At 73.4% G+C, this 25,203-nt stretch carries 23 protein-coding genes; 12 read left to right on the forward strand and 11 right to left on the reverse strand.

The genetic code is table 11. The annotated features are described in order from the left end of the window. Nucleotides 1-46: 46 nt before the first annotated feature. Together ABD976_RS26645 and ppgK are read right to left on the reverse strand one after the other, a co-directional pair. The gene (locus ABD976_RS26645) at nt 47-1,441 is read right to left on the reverse strand and encodes an RNA polymerase sigma factor (protein ID WP_345367832.1); all 1,395 of its coding nucleotides are present in this window, start codon (nt 1,439-1,441) and stop codon (nt 47-49) included. Between the two features lie 239 nt (nt 1,442-1,680). Next, nucleotides 1,681-2,442, reverse strand: coding sequence for a polyphosphate--glucose phosphotransferase (gene ppgK, locus ABD976_RS26650; RefSeq protein ID WP_345367833.1), 762 nt, complete (start codon nt 2,440-2,442; stop codon nt 1,681-1,683). Nucleotides 2,443-2,535: 93 nt separating this feature from the next. Between ppgK and ABD976_RS26655 the strand changes: the two genes are divergently transcribed. Next, entirely contained in the window at nt 2,536-3,336 is an 801-nt protein-coding gene (locus tag ABD976_RS26655; RefSeq protein WP_345367834.1) for an inositol monophosphatase family protein, read from the forward strand. Nucleotides 3,337-3,432: 96 nt separating this feature from the next. On the opposite strand, the gene cei is transcribed toward ABD976_RS26655, so the two are convergent. Then, a complete protein-coding gene (cei, locus tag ABD976_RS26660) occupies nt 3,433-4,182 on the reverse strand; it encodes an envelope integrity protein Cei (RefSeq protein ID WP_345367835.1) in 750 nt (249 codons plus the stop codon). A gap of 449 nt (nt 4,183-4,631) precedes the next feature. On the opposite strand from cei, the gene ABD976_RS26665 reads away from it, so the two are divergent. Further along, nucleotides 4,632-4,931 carry a DUF4193 domain-containing protein gene (locus tag ABD976_RS26665; RefSeq protein ID WP_345367836.1) on the forward strand — a complete coding sequence of 100 codons (300 nt, stop codon included), beginning with the start codon at nt 4,632-4,634 and terminating at the stop codon, nt 4,929-4,931. A gap of 110 nt (nt 4,932-5,041) precedes the next feature. Here the strand turns inward: ABD976_RS26665 and ABD976_RS26670 are convergent, their stop codons facing one another. Further along, nucleotides 5,042-5,548, reverse strand: coding sequence for a DUF3093 domain-containing protein (locus ABD976_RS26670; protein WP_345367837.1), 507 nt, complete (start codon nt 5,546-5,548; stop codon nt 5,042-5,044). A gap of 24 nt (nt 5,549-5,572) precedes the next feature. Between ABD976_RS26670 and dut the strand changes: the two genes are divergently transcribed. From dut to ABD976_RS26690, 4 genes are all read left to right on the forward strand, one after another. Beyond that, nucleotides 5,573-6,067, forward strand: coding sequence for a dUTP diphosphatase (gene dut / locus ABD976_RS26675; RefSeq protein WP_345367838.1), 495 nt, complete (start codon nt 5,573-5,575; stop codon nt 6,065-6,067). Between the two features lie 3 nt (nt 6,068-6,070). Then, nucleotides 6,071-6,712 (forward strand): DUF3710 domain-containing protein, encoded by a 642-nt coding sequence (locus ABD976_RS26680; RefSeq protein WP_345367839.1) that lies wholly within the window; start codon nt 6,071-6,073, stop codon nt 6,710-6,712. A gap of 235 nt (nt 6,713-6,947) precedes the next feature. After that, nucleotides 6,948-7,322 (forward strand): OB-fold nucleic acid binding domain-containing protein, encoded by a 375-nt coding sequence (locus ABD976_RS26685; protein ID WP_345367840.1) that lies wholly within the window; start codon nt 6,948-6,950, stop codon nt 7,320-7,322. Next, nucleotides 7,319-8,161 (forward strand): DUF3159 domain-containing protein, encoded by an 843-nt coding sequence (locus ABD976_RS26690; RefSeq protein WP_425570127.1) that lies wholly within the window; start codon nt 7,319-7,321, stop codon nt 8,159-8,161. Before ABD976_RS26685 ends, ABD976_RS26690 begins: the two co-directional genes overlap by 4 nt. A gap of 17 nt (nt 8,162-8,178) precedes the next feature. Here the strand turns inward: ABD976_RS26690 and ABD976_RS26695 are convergent, their stop codons facing one another. Further along, nucleotides 8,179-8,847 carry a potassium channel family protein gene (locus tag ABD976_RS26695; protein WP_345367841.1) on the reverse strand — a complete coding sequence of 223 codons (669 nt, stop codon included), beginning with the start codon at nt 8,845-8,847 and terminating at the stop codon, nt 8,179-8,181. Further along, nucleotides 8,847-9,512 (reverse strand): potassium channel family protein, encoded by a 666-nt coding sequence (locus tag ABD976_RS26700; protein WP_345368027.1) that lies wholly within the window; start codon nt 9,510-9,512, stop codon nt 8,847-8,849. Before ABD976_RS26700 ends, ABD976_RS26695 begins: the two co-directional genes overlap by 1 nt. Before the next feature lie 227 nt (nt 9,513-9,739). Here ABD976_RS26700 and ABD976_RS26705 point away from each other — a divergent pair, with 227 nt between their 5' ends. The 6 genes from ABD976_RS26705 (at nt 9,740) to ABD976_RS26730 (ending at nt 18,323) form a co-directional block, all read left to right on the forward strand. After that, nucleotides 9,740-11,749 carry an APC family permease gene (locus ABD976_RS26705; protein WP_345367842.1) on the forward strand — a complete coding sequence of 670 codons (2,010 nt, stop codon included), beginning with the start codon at nt 9,740-9,742 and terminating at the stop codon, nt 11,747-11,749. Beyond that, nucleotides 11,746-12,981, forward strand: a complete 1,236-nt coding sequence (locus ABD976_RS26710; protein WP_345367843.1) for a class I SAM-dependent RNA methyltransferase — start codon at nt 11,746-11,748, stop codon at nt 12,979-12,981. Before ABD976_RS26705 ends, ABD976_RS26710 begins: the two co-directional genes overlap by 4 nt. After that, on the forward strand, nt 12,981-14,066 hold the full coding sequence (locus ABD976_RS26715) for a hypothetical protein (RefSeq protein ID WP_345367844.1): 1,086 nt from the start codon (nt 12,981-12,983) through the stop codon (nt 14,064-14,066). Before ABD976_RS26710 ends, ABD976_RS26715 begins: the two co-directional genes overlap by 1 nt. 327 nt (nt 14,067-14,393) lie before the next feature. Beyond that, nucleotides 14,394-16,334 (forward strand): 1-deoxy-D-xylulose-5-phosphate synthase, encoded by a 1,941-nt coding sequence (dxs, locus tag ABD976_RS26720; protein ID WP_345367845.1) that lies wholly within the window; start codon nt 14,394-14,396, stop codon nt 16,332-16,334. 82 nt (nt 16,335-16,416) lie between these two features. Further along, complete coding sequence (locus ABD976_RS26725) at nt 16,417-17,088, forward strand: response regulator transcription factor (RefSeq protein WP_345367846.1); 672 nt, start codon at nt 16,417-16,419, stop codon at nt 17,086-17,088. Between the two features lie 95 nt (nt 17,089-17,183). Continuing rightward, on the forward strand, nt 17,184-18,323 hold the full coding sequence (locus ABD976_RS26730; RefSeq protein ID WP_369774577.1) for a sensor histidine kinase: 1,140 nt from the start codon (nt 17,184-17,186) through the stop codon (nt 18,321-18,323). 118 nt (nt 18,324-18,441) lie between these two features. On the opposite strand, the gene ABD976_RS26735 is transcribed toward ABD976_RS26730, so the two are convergent. The 5 genes from ABD976_RS26735 to ABD976_RS26755 all read right to left on the reverse strand — a co-directional run bounded on the left by ABD976_RS26735 (nt 18,442) and on the right by ABD976_RS26755 (nt 25,070). Then, on the reverse strand, nt 18,442-20,541 hold the full coding sequence (locus ABD976_RS26735) for a 3-hydroxyacyl-CoA dehydrogenase NAD-binding domain-containing protein (RefSeq protein WP_345367847.1): 2,100 nt from the start codon (nt 20,539-20,541) through the stop codon (nt 18,442-18,444). Continuing rightward, entirely contained in the window at nt 20,538-21,779 is a 1,242-nt protein-coding gene (locus ABD976_RS26740) for a thiolase family protein (RefSeq protein WP_345367848.1), read from the reverse strand. Before ABD976_RS26740 ends, ABD976_RS26735 begins: the two co-directional genes overlap by 4 nt. A gap of 157 nt (nt 21,780-21,936) precedes the next feature. Next, nucleotides 21,937-23,181: an HRDC domain-containing protein gene (locus ABD976_RS26745; RefSeq protein ID WP_345367849.1), complete on the reverse strand. Its 1,245-nt coding sequence runs from the start codon at nt 23,179-23,181 to the stop codon at nt 21,937-21,939. Nucleotides 23,182-23,300: 119 nt separating this feature from the next. Then, nucleotides 23,301-24,017: a response regulator gene (locus ABD976_RS26750; protein ID WP_345367850.1), complete on the reverse strand. Its 717-nt coding sequence runs from the start codon at nt 24,015-24,017 to the stop codon at nt 23,301-23,303. 474 nt (nt 24,018-24,491) lie between these two features. Continuing rightward, complete coding sequence (locus ABD976_RS26755) at nt 24,492-25,070, reverse strand: DUF3000 domain-containing protein (protein ID WP_345367851.1); 579 nt, start codon at nt 25,068-25,070, stop codon at nt 24,492-24,494. Between the last annotated feature and the right edge of the window lie 133 nt (nt 25,071-25,203).

Raw genomic sequence — 25,203 nt, forward strand, 5'->3', positions numbered from 1 at the left:
CGTCGACCCGCGGGTCGACGGCAGCCCCCTTCGGCGGAGCTCCGCCTCAGTCCAGGTAGTCGCGCAGCACCTGGGACCGGGACGGGTGGCGCAGCTTCGACATGGTCTTCGACTCGATCTGCCGGATGCGCTCCCGGGTGACCCCGTAGACCTGCCCGATCTCGTCCAGCGTCCGCGGCTGGCCGTCGGTGAGGCCGAACCGGAGGCGGACCACACCGGCCTCGCGCTCGGAGAGCGTGGCGAGCACCGACTGGAGCTGGTCCTGCAGCAGCGTGAACGACACGGCGTCGACCGCGACGACCGCCTCGGAGTCCTCGATGAAGTCGCCGAGCTGGCTGTCGCCCTCGTCGCCGATGGTCTGGTCCAGCGAGATCGGCTCCCGGGCGTACTGCTGGATCTCCAGCACCTTCTCCGGGGTGATGTCCATCTCCTTGGCGAGCTCCTCGGGCGTGGGCTCGCGGCCCAGGTCCTGGAGCAGCTCGCGCTGGATGCGGCCGAGCTTGTTGATCACCTCGACCATGTGGACCGGTATACGGATGGTCCGCGCCTGGTCCGCCATCGCCCTGGTGATGGCCTGCCGGATCCACCAGGTCGCGTAGGTGGAGAACTTGTAGCCCTTGGTGTAGTCGAACTTCTCCACCGCGCGGATGAGGCCGAGGTTGCCCTCCTGGATCAGGTCCAGGAACGCCATGCCGCGGCCCGTGTAGCGCTTGGCCAGGCTGACCACCAGGCGGAGGTTGGCCTCGAGCAGGTGGTTCTTGGCGCGCTCGCCGTCGCGCACGATCCAGCGCAGGTCGCGCCGCATCTGCGTGGTGAGCTGCTCACCGGCCTCCTCGACCTGGCGCACCCGCTCCGCGGCGTAGAGACCGGCCTCGATCCGCTTGGCGAGCTCGACCTCCTCCTCGGCGTTGAGCAGGGCGACCTTGCCGATCTGCTTCAGGTACGCCCGCACCGAGTCCGCGGAGGCGGTGAGCTCGGCGTCCTTGCGCGCCTGGCGGAGGGCCTCGGACTCCTCCTCGTCCCAGACGAAGTCGCCGGACTCCTTGCTCTCCTCGTCCGGGACCGGCTCCTCCGGGATCTCCACCTCGACGTCGGCGAGGTCGCCGACGTCAGGAGAGGTCAGGTCGGTCTCGATCGGTTCGTCGATCTCCAGGCTCTCGCCGTTGCCCTTGGCGGCCTTGGCCGGCTTCTTCGCCGGAGCCGACTTGGCGCCCTTCTTGGCCGTCGTCTTCGGCGCGGCCTTGCGGGCGGTCGACTTCGTGCCGGCCGTGCTCTTGGCGGTGCTCTGGGGAGCGGTCGTCGGTGTGTTCGACTCGACGGCTTCGGCCTGCTCCGCGCCGGAGGCGGCCTGCGCCGCGTCGGTCTGGGCCGACGGGGACTGGGCACCGCCAGTGGTAGCAGCGGAGCTGGAGCGTCGGGTTGCGGTTTCTGCGGCTGCCACGTACGCCCTTTCGCGACGGTCGATCAGGGCAGGCCGGAGGGCGCGAAACCTCGGCCGCCAAAGGTCGGGGACAACCCACCCGTCGAAACCCCCCGCGAACTCGAGAGAACCGCTGGTCGGCTCCCAGGTGGAGGTGTCGGCTCAAGTGGGCCGTGTTCCATTGTAACTGCGTTGAGCGAGTGCGGTTCCGCTGCAAGGCGGACTCCGCACCCGTTCCGGTGTGCTAGCCCCGGGGGAATTCAGCCGTTGAGGCTGGTGGCGGCGGCCGTGGCGGCCCCGACGATCCCCGCGTCGTTCTTCAGCTCGGCCGCCACGACCGGGGTGCGCGTGTCGAGCAGCGGGATCCACTTGTGAGCCTTCTTGCTCACCCCGCCACCCGCGATGAGCAGGTCCGGCCACAGGAACCGCTCCAGCGCGCGCACGTACCGGCTCACCCGGGGCGCCCATTCGGGGTACGACAGGTCCAGGGTGTCCTTGACCGATGCCGCGGCCTCGGTCTCGGCGTCCTTCCCGTCGACCTCGATGTGCCCGAACTCGGTGTTGGGCACCAGCGCGCCGTCGACGAACATCGCGCTGCCGATCCCGGTGCCGAAGGTCAGCACCACGACCAGGCCCCGGTGCCCGGCGCCCGCGCCGGAGCGCATCTCGGCGATGCCCGCCGCGTCGGCGTCGTTGAGCACCACGACCTCGTCCCGCCGCAGGCCGAGGCGCTCGGCGAACAGCGCCTGCGCGTCGGTGCCGATCCACCCCTTGTCGACGTTGGCCGCCGTGCGGGCCTCACCGTCCTTGACGACGCACGGCAGGGTGACGCCCACCGGTCCGGTCCAGGAGAACTTCTCGACGATCTCGGCGACCACGTCGGCCACCGCATCGGGCGTCGAGGGCTGCGGTGTGGGCACGCGCATCCTCTCTTCGGCGAGAACGCCCCCGTCGATGTCGACGGGGCATCCCTTGATGCCGGAACCGCCGATGTCGACGCCGAAACCGCGGGCACTACCCATGGCTGACCCTTCCTTTTCGATTCAGACCAAGGTGTGCAGACCTTAACCGCGTTGTGTTGCGATGTGCGTGTGGGATCCGGAAATGAAGTCGATGTGGAAACGTTGCGCGAGGTCGCGGTGCGGATCGCCGGGGAGGCGGCCGACCTCGCGCGCACCGTGCGTGCCGAGTCGGTCACCGGGCGTGCGGTGGACACCAAGAGCACCGAGACCGATGTGGTGACCCAGGGCGACCGCGCGGTCGAGCGGCTGGTGCGGGAACGGCTCGCCGCACTGCGCCCGGGCGAGTCGGTGCTCGGCGAGGAGGAGGGCGGGGCCGCGGCCCTCGAAGGCCTGCGCTGGGTCGTCGACCCGATCGACGGCACCGTCAACTACCTCTACGGCTACCCGTGGTACTCGGTGTCGCTGGCCGCCCAGATCGACGGCCGTTCGGTGGCGGGCGCGGTGGTCGAACCGGCGACCGGGCGGACGTGGAGCGCGGCGGCCGGGCGCGGAGCCCTCGTCGACGGGCAGCCGCTGCGGGTCACCGGCGCGCAGCGGCTCGACCTCGCGCTGATCGGCACCGGGTTCGCCTACGCCGCCGAGCGCCGGTCCGCCCAGGCCGCGGTGGTCGCCCGGCTGCTCGGGCAGGTGCGCGACCTCCGCCGCAGCGGCGTGGCCTCGCTGGACCTGTGCGCGGTCGCGGCGGGATGGCTGGACGGCTTCTACGAGGTGGGCCTGAACCGATGGGACTGGGCCGCCGGCGCGCTCGTCGCCGCCGAGGCGGGTGCCGCGCTGCGGCTGCCGGGCCCCGACTTCGCCGACGGCCTCGGCGACGGGATGCTGGTGTGCGCCGCACCGGGCGTCAACCGGGAGCTGACCGAGGTGCTACAGGCCGCGGACGCCGGCGGCGTCTGAGCGCGGGTGGCGCCGCTCCGCCGGGGCGGTCGCCCGCACGATGAGGCGGGCTCCGGGGTGCGGAACCCCGGAGCCCGCCTCATCGTCGGTGCGGCCTCAGCAGTGCACGTCGCGGGCCTTGGTCATCAGCTCGTCGCTGATCCGCGGTGGCGTGACCTCCCGCTGGGCCGCGTCGGCCTCATCGCGCTCGGGAACCCAGTTCTCCAGCTCCTGGAGCACCTGCTTGGCCTCCTGGGTGGTCTTGATGTCGTCGAAGCGGGCACCCAGGGCCAGGTCGACGCTCGCCCCCTCGCGGTCGTCCCGCACGAGCTGGGCGCACGGCACGACCAGGCTCAGCGTGCGCGCCGCGCTCACCCCGGCGCCGCCGAAGCGGATCTGCCCGTGGCAGTCGAGGTCGTAGTTGACGTACACCGGGTCGTTGGCGGCGTCACCGCCCTTGGCGAAGCCGAGGTTGCTGAGCTCGCTGCTCACCAGCGTCGCCTGGTTGCTCTCCCCGTTGCCGTTGAGCACCCGCACCTGGACGTCCGCGGGCGGGATCGGGTGGGCGTCGTCGAGGGCCTTGCGGGGCAGCATCTGGCCGAGCGCGGCGGGCTGGGTCGGCTCCTCGCCGGGGGCCGGCGGCGCGGTCGGCGCGCCGGGCGGGTTGCAGGTCGTCGCGGTCTCGATGTCCTCGACCGCGCCGAACACCTGCGTCCACAGCAGCACGGAGGCCACCACGAGCGTGGCGAGCAGCACGAGGGCGGGCACCGGCCGCCGTCGGCGGTACCGTGGGCCGCGCCGTCCCCACCTTGCACTCACCGCAGACACGTCTTGGCCCTCCCTGGATGATCCGACCCGTGTGCGCACCGGGTTCCGCTCGTCCCTAGATCAGCGTAGGCGCTGCCCGGTCGCCGCGCGGTGCCGGACGGCCGGTCGTGTCGGTACTGGTACCCGGCCGTGCCGGAACCGCCGTCCGGCGCTGCGGACCGGCGAGAACCGGCCGGTTCACCGCATCACGAGGCGCGTGGCGGGGCAACCGGATGGGAGCCGGGTAACCCGGACCGGCGGGCACGAGCCTTCCAGGCTGCCGCACGTGCCACACGTACGGGTGACCCGGTGGGTATCCGGTGGACGGATGAGCTACCCTCTCGGCGCCTCAGGGAGTGCCGGATGAGGCGAGTCGCTCGCAAACGGGGGAACTACCGCGTTCCAGGGCGAGACCACGATCACTCGTGCCCGCGGGCACAAATCCGGGTCCTGGAACGTTGACCAGCGGCACACCATTGCAATCTCCACACACGCAGGGGTGAAAAACGATGGCGACCGACTACGACGCTCCACGCCGCGAGTCCGAGGATCTGGCCGAAGACTCGCTGGAGGAGCTGAAGGCGCGGCGCAACGATGCGCAATCCGGCGTCGTCGACGAGGACGAGGGGGCTATCGCGGAGAACTTCGAGCTCCCGGGCGCCGACCTGTCCGGCGAGGAGATGACCGTCAAGGTCCTGCCCAAGCAGGCCGACGAGTTCACCTGCTCGAGCTGCTTCCTGGTGCACCACCGGAGCAGGCTGGCCGAAGAGCGCAGCGGGCGGCTCGTCTGCCGCGACTGCGCCGCGTGAGGTGACCGCCCGTCGACGGCGGGCGGCCCGTGCGGCCACCGGGCGGCAGCGGCCGGGAAGTCGCTGGGCACACGCGGGCGCGTGTGCCCAGTTGTCTTTTCCGGCCCGGTTCACCGGGTGAGGACGTCGGCGAGCTCCGCGGGCCGGCGGGTGCTGACCACCCAGTACGGGGTCGGGTCGTCGGCGTCGTTCAGCCATACCCGCACCGAGGTGCGCACCCAGGGCCGGTGCACCACGAACGCGGCCGGGTCCAGTTCCGGGCCCAGGGCGCGGCGCTGCTCGCCCGCGGAGCTGACCGGCTCGGCGTGCTCGACGAACCGCAGCGGCACGTGGGCATCGCCGACGTGCAGTTCCCCGGCCCGGACCTCGATCTTGGTCCGGCCCAGCCACAGCGGGACGAGCACCGCCAACGGGATCAGCACGGCGTAGGGCAGCCAGGCCCGCACGCCCGGGTAGCCCATGTGCACGGTGGCGGCCATCAGGGCCGCACCGACGACCGGCAACGGCCACGTCCACCAGGTCGCGTGCAGGCGTTCCCGGAACTCTCGAGGTCCCTCCGCCGTCCCCTGACCGGGGGTCGCCTCGGCGGGGGCCGTGACTTCTGCGCTTTCGGACACGGCTTCAGGGTAGTCTCGCCGCCCGTGTCGAACGTGAAGGTCCTGCTGTCCCGTCTAGACCCGGACGTCCCGCTGCCCGCCTACGCGACCCCCGGTGATGCCGGGGCGGATCTGGTGACCACCTCGGACCTGGTGCTGGAGCCAGGTGCCCGGGCGGTCGTCGGCACCGGTGTCGCCCTGGCCCTCCCGGAGGGCTACGCCGGATTCGTGCACCCGCGTTCGGGGCTGGCCGCGCGCGCGGGCCTGGGCATGGTCAACGCACCGGGCACGATCGATTCCGGGTACCGCGGTGAGATCAAGGTTTGCCTGATCAACCATGATCGGGAGGAGCCGCTGGCGTTGCGGCGGGGGGACCGGATCGCCCAGCTCGTGGTGCAGCGGGTCGAGCGCGCGGTGTTCCAGGAGGTGGACGAGCTGCCCGAGTCGCAGCGCGGCACCGGCGGATACGGGTCCACCGGTGGGCACGAGGTGCTGACGGTCCCGGCCGAGGGCGGGACCGATCACAGGACGGAGGTCTGAGGGATGTTCGGATTGGGCCGTCGGCGACGCGGGGCGCAGCCCGTCGAGGACGAGGAACCGTTCGAGGCGGTGGAGCCCGGAGGCGGTCCGCACGATTCCGCCGAGGCGCCGCCGGACGACGTGGAGCGGCTCGACCTCGGTTCGGTCCGCCTGCCGGTCCCGGAGGGCGGACAGCTCCAGGTCGAGGTCGACCCGACCGGACCGGTGCGCGCGGTGCACCTGGTCACCCCGGTCGGCAGGCTGACGGTGAGCGCGTTCGCCGCCCCGCGCAGCAGCGAACTGTGGCCGGAGGTCAGCGCGGAGCTGGCCGAGCAGCTCCGCAAGGACGGGGCGCGGGTGCACACCGAGCAGGGCGACTGGGGCGAGGAGCTGGTCGCCGATTCGCCGAAGGCCGCGCTGCGGTTCGTCGGCGTGGACGGGCCGCGGTGGCTGCTGCGCGGTGTCGCGGCCGGCCCGGCCGACCACGCGGCGGAGTGCACCTCGACGCTCTACGCGGTGCTCAACGAGACCGTGGTGGTGCGCGGGGACGAGCCGCTGCCGGTCCGCACCCCCTTGCCGATCGAGCTGCCCGAGGAGATCGTGCGGCACATCCAGCAGGCCCAGGCCCAGGAGGACGGCGGCGGGCAGGCGCCTCCGCAGGCCTGAGGGGCTCGGCGGCCCCAGTCCTGGGCGCGGGCCCGGCGGGCGGGCCGCTGAGCACACCCGGGTGGGTCGATCCGGTGAGGTTGGCCACGTGCCGTGATCAATTCGGATGTCGGTTGGCCCGTTCGTGCGGCACTTCCGAGTGAGGACGCTGGGCCCGCGACTACCGTCCCCACTGGGGCTACGCTGGACTGGCACGGGCTGCGAGGCCGAGCCCCGACCCGCACGGGAGTGCGAGATGAGCAACACCGGCGGCTACTGGCGTCGCCTCGTCCGTCGCCTCACCAGCGACGTCGCCGAGCTCGACGCCGACGACCTCTCCGAGCGGTCGGAAGCGGGCGGCGCCCGCCACGCGTGCGACTGCCGGGGCGGTGAGGAGGCGGTGGTGCTGGGCAGGCTGCGCAGCGTGGGCCGGTCGCCGAAGGCCTCGGCGCCGACCCTGGAGGCCGAGCTCTACGACGGCACCGACGAGGTGGTGCTGGTCTGGCTCGGCCGCCGCCAGATCACCGGGATCGAACCGGGCCGGGTGATCAAGGCCCGCGGCCGCATCGCGGTCCGCGACGGCCGCAAGGTGCTGTACAACCCCTACTACGAGTTGCAGAACACCGCATGAGCGAACGCAGCACGTCGCCCGGCCACGAGCCGGCGGACCGCCCGGACCAGCCCGGGACCGACCAGACCGGCCCAGCGGGCGGGCAGCCCGGCGGGCAGCGCGACCCCGAGCAGGCCGAGCAGACCCTCCTGGAGCAGATGGGCGGGGTCAGCGGCCTGGCCTACTCCGCGGTTCCGATCGTGGTCTTCGTGCTGGTCAGCTCGCTGACCAGCCTGATGCCCGCGATCTGGACGGCCATCGGGACGGCCGTGCTCATCGCGGTGGTCCGGGTGATCCGCAAGGAGCCGCTGCAACCGGCCATCTCCGGACTCCTGGGGGTGGCGGTGTGCTGCTTCATCGCCTACCGCTCCGGGGAGACCAAGGGCTTCTTCCTGCTCGGCATCTGGACCAGCCTCGTCTACGGCGGTGTCTTCCTGGTGTCGGTGATCGCGCGCTGGCCGCTGGTCGGGGTCGCCTGGTCGGCCCTCAACGGCCTCGGCTTCCGGTGGCGGCAGCAGCCCCGGGCGATGCGCGGCTACGACCTCGCCACGCTCGCCTGGGTGGTCGTCTTCGGCGCCAAGTGGATCGTGCAGCGCTGGCTCTACGACGCCGACCTGACGGGCTGGCTGGCCTTCGCCCGGATCGCGATGAGCTACCCGCTGACCGCGCTGGCGCTCGTGGTGACGGTGTGGGCGATCCGCCGGGCGGGCAAGGTGGCCGAGGAGCAGGCCGAGCGGGAGCGGGCCGAGGACCGCGCGGCCGAGGAACGCCTGCGCGCCGCGCACCCGGGGCCCGCGCACTCGCCGACCGCGCACTCGCCGACCGGGCAGCCGCGTCCACCGGGCCCCGCCGCGGGGTGACCGGCCGGGCCGGTTGCTCAGCCCGCGGGCTGGTCGTGCACGACCTCGCGCAGCCGCTGCTCGGCCTCGACCGGGGCGACGAACAACATCTCGTCGCCGGGTTCGAGCGGGTCGTCGGCCTCCGGCACGATGACCCGGCCGCCGCGCAGGATCGTCACCAGGGCCGCCTCGGCGGGCAGCGCGAGGTCGCGGACCCGGCGCCCGGCCAGCGGGGTCGGGTCGGGCAGCGTCACCTCGACGAGGTTGGCCTGGCCCTGGCGCAGCGTCATCAGCCGCACCAGGTCGCCGACGTTGACGGCCTCCTCGACCATCGCGGCGAGCATCCGCGGGGTGGACACCGCGACGTCCACGCCCCACGCCTCGGTGAACAGCCACTCGGCCCGCGGGTCGTTGACCCGGGCCACCACCCGCCGGACCGCGAACTCGGTCTTGGCCAGCAGCGAGACCACGAGGTTGACCTTGTCGTCGCCGGTGGCCGCGATCATCACGTCGCAGGACTCCAGCCCGGCGTCCTCCAGCGAGGCCAGTTCGCAGGCGTCGGCCTGCACCCACTCGGCGTCGGCGATGGCCTTCGGCTGGTAGTTCTGGGCGCTGCGCTCGATGAGCATCACCCGGTGCCCGCCTTCGAGCAGCTCCCGGGCGATGGACTGGCCGACCGCGCCGGCGCCCGCGATGGCGACGCGCATCAGTCGTCCTCCTCGGGGGTGCGCCGGGCCGCCGCGGTGACGTCGGTGACGGTGCCGGACAGCGCGGCCACGTAGACGGTGTCGTCGGCCTGGATCATCGTCCGCCGATCGGGCAGCACCCCGTTGCCGAACCGCATCAGGAACGCCACCCGCGCGCCGGTGGCGGTCTCCAGCTCGTCGACCCGGCGGCCCACCCAGCCCTCGTGCAGCGGGAGCTGGAGCACGGCGACCGACCCCGAGGGCTCCCGCCAGTCGGTCGCCACCCCCTCGGGCAGCAGCATCCGGAGGAACCGGTCGGTCGTCCACGGCACGGTGGCCACGGTCGGGATGCCCAGCCGCTGGTAGACCTCGGCCCGCTTCGGGTCGTAGATCCGGGCGACCACGTGCTCGACGCCGAAGGTCTCCCGCGCCACCCGCGCCGAGATGATGTTGGAGTTGTCGCCGTTGCTCACGGCGGCGAAGGCGGTGGCGCCCTCGATCCCGGCTTCGACGAGCACGTCCCGGTCGAAACCGTTCCCGGTGACCCGCTGCCCGGTGAACCCCCTGCTCAGCCGGTGGAAGGAAGCGGCGTCCTTGTCCACGACGGCAACGGTGTGATCGAGCCGCTGCAACGCGGAGGCGAGGGAGGCCCCGACCCGGCCGCAGCCCATGATCACGACGTGCACACCAGTCTCCTCGGCGGCTCGGCGGTCGATGTTCGACCACCTCATCAGCGTGACGGTACCCGGAGCGCCCCCGTCCGGTGGCCGGCCCGCGCTCGGTGCTCGCGGGCTGGTGCACCGTACCGGGTGAGGCGCTCCGGTCCGCAGGGGTGCGGCGGGGATGTGACCTGAGAGCGATTCGGACTCCTGCGCACGACGTCGCCCCGGAGGTTGCCCTTACGCTCTGTGCCGTGTCCAAGCTCGCAACCGCGGCGAAGCGCTTGATCGTCGGGCGGCCGTTCCGCAGCGATCGGCTGGCGCAGACGCTGCTGCCGAAGCGGATCGCGCTGCCCGTGTTCGCGTCGGACCCGATGTCCAGCGTGGCCTACGCGCCGGAGGAGATCCTCCTGGTGCTGTCCGCGGCCGGCCTGTCGGCGTACGCGATCAGCCCGTGGATCGGCCTGGTGGTCGCCGTGGTGATGATCGCGGTGGTCGCCTCGTACCGGCAGAACGTCCGCGCCTACCCCTCCGGGGGCGGGGACTACGAGGTGGTGACGGTCAACCACGGCCGCCGCTGGGGTCTGGTGGCCGCCAGCGCGCTGCTGGTCGACTACGTGCTGACGGTGGCGGTGTCGATCTCCTCGGCGGCGGCCCACATCGGCTCGGCCATCCCGTTCGTGGCCACCCACAAGGTCCTGTTCGCGGTCGGTGCCATCGTGCTGCTCACCGCGGTCAACCTGCGCGGCGTCCGGGAGTCCGGGTCGTGGTTCGCGATCCCGACCTACGCGTTCGTGGTCGGGGTGCTCGGCATGATCCTGTGGGGCTTGTTCCAGACCGTCGTGCTGGACCGGCCGCTGCGGGCGGAGAGCGCGGACTTCCAGCTCGTGCAGGAGGAGACCCAGGTGGCCGGGGTCGCCTTCGCGTTCCTGGTGCTGCGCGCGTTCTCCTCCGGCAGCGCCGCGCTGACCGGCGTGGAGTCGATCAGCAACGGCGTGCCCGCGTTCCGCAAGCCGAAGTCCCGCAACGCCGCGACCACGCTGGCCCTGATGGGCGGGATCGCGATCACCATGTTCCTCGGCCTGCTCGCGCTGGCCCGGATCACCGGCGTGGTGGTCGCCGAGGACCCCGAGCACCAGCTCCTCGGCGCGCCGCCCGGCTACGAGCAGAAGACCTTGGTGGCGCAGCTCGCCAACGCGGTGTTCGCCGGGTTCCCGCCGGGCGTGTGGTACCTGATCTTCTTCACCGGCCTGATCCTGATCCTGGCCGCCAACACCGCCTTCAACGGGTTCCCGGTGCTCGGCTCGATCCTGGCCCAGGACCGCTTCCTGCCGCGCCAGCTCCACACCCGGGGCGACCGGCTGGCGTTCTCCAACGGCATCGTGTTCCTCGCGGTGTGCGCGAGCGTCCTGGTGATCGCGTTCGACGCCGAGGTCACCCGGCTGATCCAGCTCTACATCGTCGGGGTGTTCCTGTCGTTCGTGCTCAGCCAGAGCGGCATGATCCGGCACTGGCACCGGCTGCTGCGCACCGAGCAGGACCCGGCCGCCCGCGCCCGGATGCGCCGCGCCCAGACGATCAACGGCTTCGGCCTGGTGATGACCGCGATCGTGCTGCTGATCGTGCTGATCACCAAGTTCACCCACGGGGCGTGGATCGCGATCGCCGCGATGGCGACCGCCTACGCGGTGATGACCGGCATCCGGCGGCACTACGACCGGGTGGCCGAGGAGCTGCGCGAATCCGAGGCCGACGCGGTCCTGCCCTCCCGCAACCACGCGCTGGTGCTGGTGTCCAAGCTGCACCTGCCGACGATGCGCGCGATCGCCTACGCCCGGGCCACCAAGCCGGACTCGTTGGAGGCGATCACGGTCAACGTGGACGACCAGGACACCCGGGCGCTGGTCTCGGCGTGGGACAAGGAGAATCTCCCGGTGACGCTGAAGGTGCTGGAGTCGCCGTACCGGGAGATCACCCGGCCGGTGCTGGAGTACGTGAAGCGGATCCGCCGGGACAGCCCCCGCGACGTGGTGACGGTGTTCATCCCGGAGTACGTCGTCGGGCGCTGGTGGGAGCAGATCCTGCACAACCAGAGCGCGTTGCGCCTCAAGAGCAGGTTGCTGTTCCAGCCGGGCGTCATGGTGACGAGCGTGCCCTGGCAGCTCGTGTCCTCGGAGCGGTTGCGGCGGCGCAAGCCGATCGTGCCGCCCGGTTCGACGCGGCGCGGCCTGGGGTCGAACGGGAAGGACAAGGAACGGCGTTGACCGAGAAGCCGGATTGGACCGGTAGGCGGCTGGAGGTCGAGATCGGCCCGGTCGCCCACGGCGGGCACTGCGTGGCCCGGTACGAAGGGCGGGTGGTGTTCGTCCGCCACGCGCTGCCCGGCGAGGTGGTCGTCGTCGAGGTCACCGAGGACGGCGGTGGCGGGTTCTGCCGGGCCGACGCCGTCGAGGTGCGCACCCCGGCCCCCGGCCGGGTGACGCCGCCGTGCCCGCTGGCGGACATGGCGCGCGGCAAGGACCGCTGCGGGGGCTGCGACTGGCAGCACGCCGATCCCGCGACCCAGCGCGAGCTCAAGGCCGCGGTGGTGGCCGAGCAGTTGCAGCGGATCGCGGGGATCGAGCGGTCCGTCGAGGTCGAGGAACTGCCCGGCGGGCCGCTGCGCTGGCGCAGCCGCGCGCGGCTGGCCGTGGACCAGCGGGGCCGACCGGGTTTCCGGGCGCACCGCAGCCACCGGGTGATCCCGGCGGAGGACTGCCCGATCACCGTCGCCGACGCGGTGCCCGAGGTCACCGGCCGCAACTGGCGACCCGGTGCCGAGCTGGCGCTGGCCGCCGACGCCGAGGGGGAGCTGCACGTCACCGCGATCGACCACAAGCCGCAGCGCCGCCGGGGCCGCCCGGTGGCCCGCCAGGTGCGCGGTGGGGGCGTGGCCCGCGAGGTCGCCGCCGGGCGGCCGTTCGAGGTCTCGGGGCAGGGCTTCTGGCAGGTCCACGTGCGGGCCCCGGAGACCTTCACCGAGGTGGTTTCGGCGATGGCCGCGGTGCCGCGGGGCGCGGTCGCCTGGGACCTCTACGGCGGCGTCGGGCTGTTCACCGCACCGCTGGCCGAGCAGGCCGGACCGGCCGGATCGGTGCTCCTGGTCGAATCGTCGCAGCGGGCCGTGGAGGACGCGGTCGGCAACCTGCGCGACCTGCCGCAGGTGTCGTTCCGCGCCGGGTCCGTCGAGGAGGTGCTCGACGACGGTTCGCTGGACGACCCGGACGTGGTGGTGCTCGACCCGCCGCGCAAGGGTGCCGGTCGCCGCGTCGTCGCCGGGATCACCGAACGGCGGCCGAGCCGGATCGTCCACGTGGCCTGCGACCCGGCCGCGCTGGCGCGCGACCTCGGGCTCTACCGCGAGGGCGGGTACCGGCTGGCGCAGCTGCGGGCCTTCGACGCCTTCCCGATGACCCACCACGTCGAGTGCATCGCGCTGCTGGAACCCGACGAGTGATGGCCGAGCCGCGTCCCGCCGCCGAAGGCCCGCCCGCCGAGCCGGTCCCGCCGCCGGAGCGGCCCGCGCCCGGCGCGGTGCGCCACCGGCGCGCGGTGGCGCACCTGCTGGCGCTGCTGGGCGTCGTCGCGCTGCCCGGCCTGGCGCTGTGGGCGGGCGGGGTAACCGGTGCGCGGCTGGGCCTCGGGATGGGCTGGATCGCGGTCGCCGCGCTGATCTGGACCGCCGACCTGCGCGCTCCGCGGCGATGGCCCGGGTGGGCGCTGCTCGCGGCGGTGGCCGCGGCGATCGCCACCGCGCATCCCGTGGCGCTGCCCGGGCTGGTGCTCGGCCCGGTGGTCACCGGCCTGGCGGCGCGACGGCTCACCCGGCCGCTCGGCCCCGACCTGGCCGAGCGGGACCACGAGGTGCCGGTCCCGCTGCGCTCCGCGGGGACGCTGCTGATCGGCCGGGACCGCGCGGTGCTCACCCGGCGGCGCGGTCACCTCCGGCAGGCGCTGCCGCTGGCCGAGCTGCGGCTGGCCCAGCCCGGGCGGCTCGCGGAACCGGAGCGGTGGCCGCTGCCCGGCGGTGCCGTGCTCGACCTGCCCGCCGGACCCGCGGTGCGGCTCGTCGCGGCCGGGCAGCAGTGGGTGCTGCCGGTCGACGAGCCCGGCCTGGTGGCCGATGTGGTCCGGCGCCGCCACACCGCCGCCTGGCCGCTGCGCACCGGACCCACCGACGCCGCCGGCTGGCGGCGGCTGCGCGCCTGGGCGGTGCGGCACGGCACGTTCACCTGGCACGGCCGGACGGGGCGGGCGCTGCCCGGCTGGCGGCTGTGGGCCGGGGCGTTCCTGGCGCTGGTCGGTTCGCTGCTGCTGGTCAGCGCGGTGGAACGCCCGGTCCACGCCTCGGTGTGGGTGGTCGCGGTGGTGGCGCCGCTGCTCGGCGCCGCGCTGGCGGTGGACTGGTGGCGGGTGCGCAGGCGGCTGGACTCGGCCGACCGGCATCCGCTGCCGCCGGACGCCGCGCCGTGGGGCGAGCAGCGCCCGGACCGGGCCCCGGTGCCGAGCTGGCGCCCGTGGGCGCTCCGCACCGCACGATGAGGTGATCTGGCGCACAGCGGCGGGTCGCGCGCGGTAGTGCCCCTGACCGCCGAACGGCGGAACGGGGGCGCTGGTGGATGTGCTGCCGGTGAGCGCACGGAGCAATAGACCGTACGGCTGATCTTGGCCCGGCGTGTGTTCCCCCGGTGGAGTGGATTTCGACTACAGGGCCGCCTTCCCCTGTCGCCTCCCGGCGGCTCCGTAGACTGGGTGCGGTCTGCGTCGCGCGGGGGGCTCACGACGGCCACCGCGCACAGCGGAGGACCGCGGACAGCCGACGCGAGACACGCGAGAGAACCGTCCGGCGAAGACAAGCGAGGTGGAGCGGTGACGCTGCTGGGAACCGTGCAGAGTCCGGCCGACGTCAAACGCCTGGGGCACGGAGAGCTGGCGGAGCTGGCCGCCGAGATCAGATCGTTCCTGATCGAGAAGGTCTCCCAGACAGGCGGTCACCTGGGGCCGAACCTGGGGGCGGTGGAGCTCACCCTGGCGTTGCACCGGGTGTTCGACTCGCCCCGGGATGCGGTGGTCTTCGACACCGGCCACCAGGCGTACGTGCACAAGATCCTGACCGGCAGGCAGGAGGGCTTCGACCGGCTGCGCAAGCGCGACGGGTTGTCCGGCTACCCGTCGCGGCAGGAGAGCGAGCACGACGTGGTGGAGAACAGCCACGCCTCCACGGCGCTGTCCTACGCCGACGGGCTGGCGCGCTCCTTCCAGATCAGCGGGACCCCGCGGCACGCGGTGGCGGTCGTCGGCGACGGCGCGCTCACCGGCGGGATGTGCTGGGAAGCGCTGAACAACATCGCCGCGGACCAGGAGCGCCCGGTCGTCATCGTGGTCAACGACAACGGCCGCTCGTACTCGCCGACGATCGGCGGGCTCGCCGAGCACCTCGCGGCGCTGCGGCTGAACCCGAGCTACGAGAAGGCGCTGCAGAGCGGTCGCCGCACCCTGCGCAACCTGCCGGTGGTCGGCCGCTCGCTCTACACCGGCCTGCACGCGGCCAAGAGCGGCATCAAGGACGCGATCAGCCCGCAGGTGATGTTCTCCGACCTCGGCATCAAGTACCTCGGCCCGGTGGACGGCCACGACCTGCGCGCGATGGAGCACGCGCTGTCGATGGCCAAGTCCTTCGGCGGGCCGGTGATCGTGCATGCCGTCACCCGCAAGGGCAACGGTTTCGCCCCCGCGGAGAACGACCAGGCCGAGCAGATGCACCAGGTGAAGGTGATCAACCCGGAGACCGGGATGCCCACCAAGCCGGCGCCGCGGAGCTGGACCGACGTGTACTCCGAGGAGCTGGTGCGGATCGGCGGTGAGCGGGAGGACGTCGTCGCCATCACCGCCGCGATGCTCGGGCCGACCGGGCTGAGCAAGTTCGCCGCCGCCTACCCGGAGCGCTGCGTGGACGTCGGCATCGCCGAGCAGCACGCCATGACCTCGGCCGCCGGGCTGGCGATGGGCGGGATGCACCCGGTGTTCGCGGTGTACTCGACCTTCCTGAACCGGGCGTTCGACCAGTTGCTGATGGACGTGGCGCTGCACCGCCAGCCCGTCACCATCACCCTGGACCGCTCCGGCATCACCGGCGACGACGGCGCCAGCCACAACGGCATGTGGGACCTGTCGATCCTGGGCCTGATCCCGGGAATCCGGGTCGCCGCCCCGCGCGACGCGATCACCTTGCGGGAGGAGCTGCGGGAGGCGGTCGCGGTGGACGACGGCCCCACGGTGCTGCGCTTCCCCAAGGGCTCGGTCGTCGACGAGGTGCCCGCCCTGGAGCGCACCGGGTCCGTCGACGTGCTGCGCCGACCGGACGCGGGCGTGACCGAGGACGTGCTGCTGGTCGCCGTGGGGGCCTTCGCCGGGCTCGGGCTGGCGACCGCCGACCGGCTCGCCGCCCAGGGCATCGGCGTCACCGTGGTCGACCCGCGCTGGGTCGCGCCGGTGCCCGCCGAAGTGGTGGAGCTGGCGTCCCGGCACCAGCTCGTCGTCACGCTGGAGGACAGCGGGAGGCACGGCGGCTTCGGCTGGGCGACGGCCGCCGCGCTGCGCGACGCGGGCGTCGACGTGCCGCTGCGGGACCTCGCCGTGCCGAACCGCTTCCTGATGCACGCCTCCCGCGACGAGGTGCTGGCCGAGCTGGGGCTGACCGACCAGGACATCGCGCGGCAGGTCACCGAGTGGGTGGTGGACCGCGGCCGCGCCGAGGACCCGGTCCGGTTGGCCGCGGGCGAGCAGGCCCCGGGGTCGGCGCGCAGCTGATCCGCGCCCGGGGGCGGACGCGTCGGCGCGCCCGTCCCCGGAGCAGCCGCGGTGCCGTGATCGGCTGTGGCAGGGTGGGCCCGTGCGCATCCTGGTTGTCGAGGACGAACGGCCGCTGGCCGATGCGATCGCCCGCGGGCTGCGGCGCGACGGGATGGCCGTCGACATCGCCTACGACGGCGAGAGCGGTCAGGAGAAGACGACGATCACCCGGTACGACGTCGTGGTGCTGGACCGCGATCTGCCCGGTCTGTCCGGGGACGCGCTGTGCCGGGAGATCGCCGCGTCCGCCGAGCTGACCCGGGTCCTCATGCTGACGGCCAGCGCCGCGGTGGAGGACCGCGTCGCCGGGTTGTCGCTGGGCGCCGACGACTACCTCGGCAAGCCCTTCGCCTTTCCCGAGCTGGTGGCCCGCATCCGCGCCCTGGGCAGGCGCGCCACGCCCGCGCAGCCCCCGCTGCTCGCCGCGCGCGAGCTGCGCCTGGATCCCGCGCGCCGCACCGTGCACCGCGGTGGTGCCGAGGTGGAGCTGACCCGCAAGGAGTTCGGCGTGCTGGAAGTGCTGCTGTCCGCGGGGGGCGCGGTGGTGAGCTCGGAGGAGCTGCTGGAGCGGGTGTGGGACGAGAACGCCGACCCGTTCACCACCACCGTCCGGGTCACCGTGATGACGCTGCGCAAGAAGCTGGGGGAGCCGGGCGTGATCGAGACCGTGGTGGGCTCCGGGTACCGGGTGCCCTCGGCCGGTCAGGGCTGAGCGCTCGTTCCCGGCGCGAGGGGCGGGAATGGACGGAGGCAGGCACCGGGACGGCTTCGCCGCGGGTGCGTGCCGCTGTCGGGGAGGAGTGCTGAGTGTCCCGGATCTCCCGGCGCGGCCCCGGGTTGCGGCTGCGGATCACGTTGCTGGCCACCGGCCTGGTCGCGGCGGTCAGCGCGGTGCTGCTGTGGCTGGGCTGGGAGCTGGTGGGCAACGTGGTCGCGGCGGTGCCCCGGCTGCCCGAGGGCAGCGTGGTGCGGGTCCACGGGGTCGACGTGCCCGCGGGCTCGCTGGGCGAGGCGTTGCGCGCCTCGGCCCGGGAGCAGGTGCTGGTCGTCGGCGGGTTCGCGTTCGTCGGGGTGGTGCTCGCGGCCGCGCTGCTGGCCTGGACGGTCACCGGGCGGGTGCTGCGCCCGCTGCACGAGGTCACCGATTCCGCCCGGCGCCTGTCGGCGGAGTCGCTGGACGAGCGGATCGCGCTGCGCGGCCCGCGCGACGAGGTCGCCGAGCTCGCCGAGACCTTCGACGCGATGCTGGACCGCTTGCAGGTCGCGTTCGACTCCCAGCGCCGGTTCGTCGCCAACGCCAGCCACGAGCTGCGCACCCCGCTCGCGGTGGTGCGGGCCGAGCTGGACGTCACGCTGTCCGACCCGGACGCCGACGTCGCCGAGCTGCGCCGGATGGCCGACGTGGTCCGGGACGCCACCGCCCGCGCCGAACGGCTGGTGTCCTCGCTGCTGCTGCTGGCCAGGACCGAGGGCGGCGGGCTGAGCTCCGGCGAACCGGTGGACCTGGTCGGGGTGCTGGACCGGGCGCTGCGGGTGGTGGACCCGGAGGTCCGGGACCGCGGGTTGCGGCTCGCCCGCGACGCCGAACCCGCGTGGGCGGCGGGCGATCCCGCGCTGCTGGAGCGGGTGGCGGGCAACCTGCTGGAGAACGCGGTGCGGCACAACGTCGACGGCGGCTGGATCGAGGTCCGGACCCGGGAGGCCGGGCGGTGGGCCGTGCTGCGGGTGGCCTCGTCCGGCCCGGAGGTGGCGCCGGAGCAGGTGGAGGCGCTGTTCGAACCGTTCCGGCGGGCGGGGGTGCAGCGCACCGCGCGCACCGGCGCCGGGCTGGGGTTGTCGATCGTGCGGGCGGCGGTGGCGGCCCACGGAGGTGCGGTGCGCGCCGAGCCGGTCCCGGGCGGGGGACTGGCGGTCACCGCGGAGCTGCCCGCCGCCGACCTGCCCTGATCACCACGGCACCCGATCGGTGCCGTGATGGGAACGGGTGAGGGGCACCTTCATCCGAGTAAGCCGGATGAAGGTGCCCCTCACCTGGAACGAAGACCACCTGATCGGGTGGTCGGGGTCAGGCCGGGACGGAGGCCACGCCCGGGGCCAGGAACCGCTGGCCGGTGACGCGCTCGGCGACGCCGGAGCGGTCCAGGTACGGCGTGATGCCGCCCAGCCAGAACGGCCAGCCCGCACCCAGGACCATGCACAGGTCGAGGTCCTGGGCCTCGGCGACGACGCCCTCGTCGAGCATCAGCCGGGCCTCCTCGGCCAGCGCGGCCAGCGCGCGGTCGCGGACCTGCTCCTCGGTCGACGGCGCGTCGCCCTGCTGCCACATCGCCGCGACCTCGGGGTCCACGACCTGGTTGCCGGACCCGTCGTCGATCCACACCGCGGCCTTGCCCGCGTCGACGAAGCGCTGCAGGTTCTCGCTGATCCCGAAGCGCTCCGGGTAGGCGGCGTGCATGGTGCCGTTGACGTGCTGGGCCACGGCCGGGCCGACGAGCTGGAGGAGCACCAGCGGGCTCATCGGCAGCCCGAGCGGGGTCAGCGCCCGGTCGGCCACGTCGAACGGCGTGCCCTCGTCGATCGCGGCGATGATCTCGCCCATGAACCGCGTCAGCAGCCGGTTCACCACGAACGCGGGGGCGTCGGAGACCAGCACGCAGGACTTCTTGAGCTGCTTGCCGACCTTGAACGCGGTGGCCAGCGCCGCGTCGTCGGTGCGTTCGCCGCGCACCACCTCCAGCAGCGGCAGCACCGCGACCGGGTTGAAGAAGTGGAAGCCCACCACCCGCTCGGGGTGCTCGAGCTTCGCGGCCATCTCGCCGATCGACAGCGAGGAGGTGTTGGTGGCCAGCACGGCCTCCGGGGAGACGTGCTGCTCCAGCTCGCCGAAGACCTGCTGCTTGACCGACATCTCCTCGAACACGGCCTCGATGACGAAGTCCGCGTCGGCGAAGGCCGACTTGTCCAGCGAGCCGGTGACCAGCGCCTTGAGCCGGTTCACCGCGTCCGGGGAGAGCCGGCCCTTGGCGGCCAGCTTGTCGATCTCGCCGTGGATGTAGGCCACGCCCTGGTCGATCCGGTCCTGGTCGACGTCGGTGATGACCACCGGCACCTGCAGCCGTCGGACGAACAGCAGCGCGAGCTGACCGGCCATCAGCCCGGCGCCGACGACGCCCACCTTGCCGACCTCGCGGGCCAGCGACTTGTCCGGCGCGCCCGCGGGGCGCTTGGCGCGCTTCTGCACGAGGTCGAAGGAGTAGAGGCCGGCGCGCAGCTCGTCGGTCATCAGCGCGTCGGCCAGCGCCTCGGTCTCGGCCGCGTAGCCGGTGTCGAGATCGGCGGTCTCGGCGAGTTCGATGAGCTCCACCGCCTTGGTCACGGCGGGGGAGGCGCCCTGGGTGCGGGCGGCCACGATGCCGGACGCCCGCCGGACCGCGTCGGCCCACGCCGCACCGCGTTCGACCTCGGGGCGCTGCACCTGCTGCTCACCACCGGCCACGCGCACCGCCCAGCGCACCGACTCCTCCAGGAAGTCGGCGCTGTCCAGCAGCTCGTCGAAGATGCCGAGCCCGTGCGCCTTGACCGGGTCGAGCGTCCGGTTCTGGCTCAGCGCGTTCTCGATGATCACGGTGACCGCGGCGTCCGCGCCGATCAGGTTCGGCAGGAGCTGGGTGCCGCCCCAGCCCGGGAACAGCCCGAGGTAGCACTCCGGGAACGCGATCGCGCCCGCGGACTTCGACGCGGTGCGGTAGTGGCAGGACAGCGCCAGTTCCAGGCCGCCGCCCATCGCCGCGCCGTTGACGAAGGCGAAGGTCGGGATCGTCGCCTCGGTCAGCCGCCGGAACACGTCGTGCCCGGTGCGGGCGATCGTCAGCGCGTCCTCCCGGCGGGTGATGCGCCCGATGCCGGACAGGTCGGCGCCGACGGCGAAGACGAACGGCTTGCCGGTGACCGCGATGGCGGCGGGCTCGGCGGCGAACGCCTCGTCGAGCGCGGCGTCCAGGCTGGCCAGCCCGGCGGGGCCGAAGGTGGACGGCCGGGTGTGGTCGTGCCCGTTGTCCAGGGTGATCAGCGCGAGCTTGCCCGGCAGACCGGGTGCGTCGACCAGGCGGGTGTGGGCCCGGGTGACGACCTCGTCGGGGAACAGCGCGGTGACGTCGTCGCTCACTTGTCGCCTCCAGCCTGGTGGTGGGGGTTCTCCCAGATGACGGTCCCGCCCATGCCGAAACCGATGCACATGGTCGTGATGCCGTAGCGGACCTCGGGGTGCTCGGCGAAGTGCCGGGAGAGCTGGGTCATCAGCCGCACGCCGGAGGAGGCCAGCGGGTGACCGCAGGCGATGGCGCCGCCCCACGGGTTGACCCGCGGGTCGTCGTCGGCGATGCCGAAGTGGTCCAGGAAGGCCAGCACCTGCACCGCGAAGGCCTCGTTGATCTCGAACAGGCCGATGTCGTCGATGGACAGCCCGGCGCGCTGCAGCGCCTTCTCGGTGGCGGGCACCGGGCCGACGCCCATCACCTCCGGCTCGACGCCGGCGAAGGAGTAGCCGACCAGGCGCATCCCGACCGGCAGCCCGAGCTGCTCGGCGGTCTCGCCGTCGGCGAGCAGGCAGCCGGTGGCGCCGTCGTTGAGCCCGGCGGCGTTGCCCGGGGTGACCCGGCCGTGCGGGCGGAACGGCGTCTTGAGGCCGGACAGGGCCTCGGCGGTGGTGCCGGGGCGCGGCGGCTCGTCGGCGGTGGCCAGGCCCCAGCCCTGCTCGGAGCGGGTGGCGACCGGCACCAGGTCGGGGGCGATCCGCCCGGCCCGGAACGCCTCGTCGTAGCGGTGCTGGCTCAGCGCGGCGTAGGCGTCGGTGCGCTCCTTGGTCAGGTGCGGGAACCGGTCGTGCAGGTTCTCCGCGGTGGAGCCCATGACCAGCGAGGACGGGTCGACCAGCCGGTCGGAGACGAACCGCGGGTTGGGGTCCACGCCCTCGCCCATCGGGTGCCTGCCCATGTGCTCCACGCCGCCGGCGATGGCCACGTCGTAGGCGCCGAAGCCGATCCCGCTGGAGACGGTGGTCACCGCGGTCATCGCGCCTGCGCACATCCGGTCGATGGCGAAGCCGGGGACCGACTTCGGCAGGCCCGCGAGCAGGGCGGCGCTGCGACCGATGGTCAAGCCCTGGTCACCGGTCTGAGTGGTGGCGGCGATGGCGACCTCGTCGATCCGCTCCGGCGGCAGCTCGGGGTGCCGCCGGAGCAGCTCCCGGATCACCTTGACGATCATGTCGTCGGCGCGGGTGTCGGCGTACTGGCCCTTGGACCCGGCCTTGCCGAACGGCGTGCGTACGCCGTCGACGAAGACCACGTCCCGGACCGCGGTGCGGCTGCGGCTGTCGGCGGCTGCCGACGCAGGTGCGGCCACGGCGTGCTCCTCACTCGGGTGGTGGATGTGCGACGGCCGGAGCTGTGGTGCTACCGACCGGTAACCGCAACTCTAGCGCTCATTACCAGTCGGTAACCACGGAGCCCGGGATGTCGGCTCGATCACACCACCGCTGCGGCGAGCGGGCCCGCCGGGGTCAGCCCGCCGACGTCCGCAACGCCTCGCCGAGCGCCTCGGCGGTGAGCCCGATCTGCCACTCGCGGGCGCCCTTGTCCCGCAGCACCGCCGCGACGCTGCCCGCATCCCGGTCCTCGGGCGGCGACCAGCAGGTCCGCCGCACCAGGTCCGGCAGCAGCAGGTTCTCGGTCGGCAGCGAGTGGCGTTCGGCGATCTCGGCCAGCGCCGCCCGCGCGGCCGAGAGCCGGGCCGCGGCGTCGGGATCGCGATCGGCCCAGCGGTTGGCCGGCGGTGGGCCGTCGTGCGGCGCCGACGCGGCGGGCAGCTCGTCGTTGTCCAGCCGCCGCGCCGCGCGCAACGCCTGCAACCACATCGAGGCGCGGCGCCGCTGCTGCTTGCCGCCGAAGACCGGCAGCGCGGTCAGCTCGCCCTCCGTCTTGGGGCCGGTCTGCGCGGCTTGCACGATCGCGGAATCCGGCAGCACCCGGCCGGGGGCGATGTCCCGCTCCCGGGCGAAGTCGTCCCGGGCCTGCCACAGCGACCGCACGGCGGCGAGCTGCCGCGGGCTGCGCACCCGGTGGATGCCGGAGGTGCGCCGCCAGGGCTCCGAGCGCGGACCGGGCGGCTCGGCGGTGCGGACCGCCTCGAACTCCTCCACGGCCCAGTCCAGCTTGCCCTGCCGCTCCAGCTCGTCGCGCATCGCGGAGCGCAGATCGGTGAGCAGTTCGACGTCGAGGGCGGCGTAGACCAGCCACTCCTCGGGCAGCGGACGGCGGGACCAGTCCGCCGCGCTGTGGCCCTTCTCCAACTGGTAGCCGAGCACCCGTTCCACCAGGGCGCCCAGCGAGACGCGCTCGAAGCCGGCCAGCCGCCCGGCGAGCTCGGTGTCGAACAGCGCGCTCGGGCGCAGGTCCAGTTCCGCCAGGCAGGGCAGGTCCTGCGAGGCGGCGTGCAGCACCCACTCGGCGTCGGCCAGCGCGGGGATCAGCGGGTCGAGCCCGCCGTCGATGGCGACCGGGTCGACCAGCACGGTCCCGGCGCCCTCCCGGCGCAGTTGCACGAGGTAGGCGCGTTGCGAGTAGCGGTAGCCGGAGGCCCGCTCGGTGTCGACCGCCACCGGACCCCGGCCGCCGGCGAGCGCCGCGGCGGCCGCGCTCAGGGCGGCGGGGGTGTCGACCACCGGCGGCACCCCGTCGGCGGGCTCGGTCAGCAGCACCGGCTCCGGGCGATCGGACCCGACGGACTCGGGACGAACAGATTCCACGGGTACCAGACCTTACGTGTTCGGGTCCGGGCCGTGTGGTGGTCCGCCCGAGCTCATCGGGTCCGACCGCGCCGGAGCGGGTGCGCCGCCGAGATCGGTGCTCGAAGAGCCCGTCCGGATCAGCGGATCACGCCGGCACGCATGGCCAGCGCGACCATCTGGGCTCGATCACCGGTTCCCAGCTTGCGACCGATCCGCGACAGGTGGGACTTCACCGTGAGCGCGGACAGGTTCAGCGCCTCGCCGATCTCCTTGTTCGATCGGCCGTCGGCCACCAGCTGGAGGACCTCGACCTCGCGGGCGGACAGTTCCCTCGGCGTGTTGTCGGTCCCCGGCACCCTGGTGCCCGCTGCGAGCACCGGAGCGACGCTGGGATCGGCGTACACGCCGCCGTCGAGCACTCTGCGCACCCCGTCGGTGACCACCATCGGCGAGGCCGACTTCAGCAGGTACGCCTGCGCACCTGCCTGGAAGGCGGCCCGGACCGCGTAGGGGTCGTCGGACGAGGCGAGCACCACGATCCGCGGCCAGCCCTGGCTCCGGAGCTCCGTCACCAGTTCGATGCCGGTCCCGTCGGGCAGCCCGAGATCGAGGATCGCGAGGTCGCACGGACCGGTGGCCAGGGCACGCGCCCTGGCCTCGGCCATCGATGCGGCCTCGTGCACCGTGCCGGCGCCCATCTGCAGCAACCGGGCGGCGATGGCCTCCCGGAGCAGCGGATGGTCGTCCACCACGAGCACCGTGAACAGTTCTTCCCGCGGGTGCGGGACCATGTTGGCCGGCAGTGCACCGGCCGGCGTGGTACGAGCGGCCTGACCTAAGCCGACGGCAGCCACGTCACTACCTCCCTGGAGTCGGTCGTGCCCCCCGACCGGCACCGGGACTCTCGACCAATCAGCCGCGCCACTGATCGACCGAAAGTGGTGTCGTCGGAGGCAGCGTAACCGCCCAAGCGGGTCAGCGGGACGATCAATCGGGTATGTATCCCGATCGAGTTGTCACTCCGGCATGAGTGCATCGCTCATTCGGGTGACTCTCCGCGATCTGCGTAACGGCTGAGCGTTGCAATCCGACGTAACCTGAATGCGCACGGTGAAGAGCTTGCGCGGGCAAGCGGATCCCGCTCGCGCTCAGCTCTTCCCGAACGGGAACGGGCTCGGCGTGTCGCCACCCGGCGTGTCCGTTCGTCGCTCTGCGTGACCGCGCTGCTCGTCCGCCGCTCGGGATCCGGGGCCGCCCGACCGGTCCGCCGCGAGGCTCCCACGCGCCGGGAGCCGTCCCGCGGTCGGCTCCCCGCCCCGGGCCGCCGCTCAGTCGCGCCGGGACGGTTCCGCCGCCCGCGGCCCGAACACCGCGACGCCCTCCGGCGGCAGCCCCGCCGCGCTCGACATCAGGTCGTGGAACGCCGCGGCGTGCAGGTCCAGGTGCACGTCGGTGGCCGTCCACGAGCCGCGCAGCTCGAGGTCGTGGGTGCGGCTGGGACCGGCGATGTCGCCGAAGCGGGCCGAGGACGTCTGCGTCACCGTGCCGCCCAGCGCCGTGTGCGCGGCGCCGGAGCCCTCCAGCGCGTCGGTCAGCCACGACCAGCCCACGGCGGGCAGCAGCGGGTCCGAGGCCACCTCGGGGTCGAGTTCGGCCCGCAGGTACACCACCAGCCGCAGCACGCCGTCCCACGCCTGCTGACCCTCCGGGTCGTGCAGCACCACCAACCGCGCGGTGGCGAGCTCGCCGGAGGGGCCGTTCGCCTCGGCCGCGAGCGCGTAGGACCACGGCGCCAGCCGCTTGGGCGCTCCGACCGCGGTCACCTCGATCTCCGCACGCGGGCGGGACGACGTCAGCGCGACGACCGCCTTCCGGAAGAGCTCGGGCGCCGCCGACATCTCCGTCACGGGGCGGAACTGTAGGCGCCCGCCGGGAGCGGGTGTCGGAGGCGCGCCGGGAGAGCAACCCGGCGGACCACGGCGCCGCCGGGTGCGTGCGAAGATTGCCCGGCACAGGCCGTCGCCCCGTCGCCGACCCGGC

This window comes from Saccharopolyspora cebuensis (assembly GCF_039542665.1).
GTDB lineage: Bacteria > Actinomycetota > Actinomycetes > Mycobacteriales > Pseudonocardiaceae > Saccharopolyspora > Saccharopolyspora cebuensis.

Coding starts and splice junctions, on each gene's coding strand:
- ABD976_RS26665 (WP_345367836.1), top strand. CDS start 4,632: ATGGCGACCGACTACGACGCTCCACGCCGCGAGTCCGAGGATCTGGCC.
- ABD976_RS26690 (WP_425570127.1), top strand. CDS start 7,319: ATGAGCGAACGCAGCACGTCGCCCGGCCACGAGCCGGCGGACCGCCCG.
- ABD976_RS26715 (WP_345367844.1), top strand. CDS start 12,981: ATGGCCGAGCCGCGTCCCGCCGCCGAAGGCCCGCCCGCCGAGCCGGTC.
- ppgK (WP_345367833.1), bottom strand. CDS start 2,442: ATGGGTAGTGCCCGCGGTTTCGGCGTCGACATCGGCGGTTCCGGCATC.
- ABD976_RS26680 (WP_345367839.1), top strand. CDS start 6,071: ATGTTCGGATTGGGCCGTCGGCGACGCGGGGCGCAGCCCGTCGAGGAC.
- ABD976_RS26695 (WP_345367841.1), bottom strand. CDS start 8,847: ATGCGCGTCGCCATCGCGGGCGCCGGCGCGGTCGGCCAGTCCATCGCC.
- ABD976_RS26685 (WP_345367840.1), top strand. CDS start 6,948: ATGAGCAACACCGGCGGCTACTGGCGTCGCCTCGTCCGTCGCCTCACC.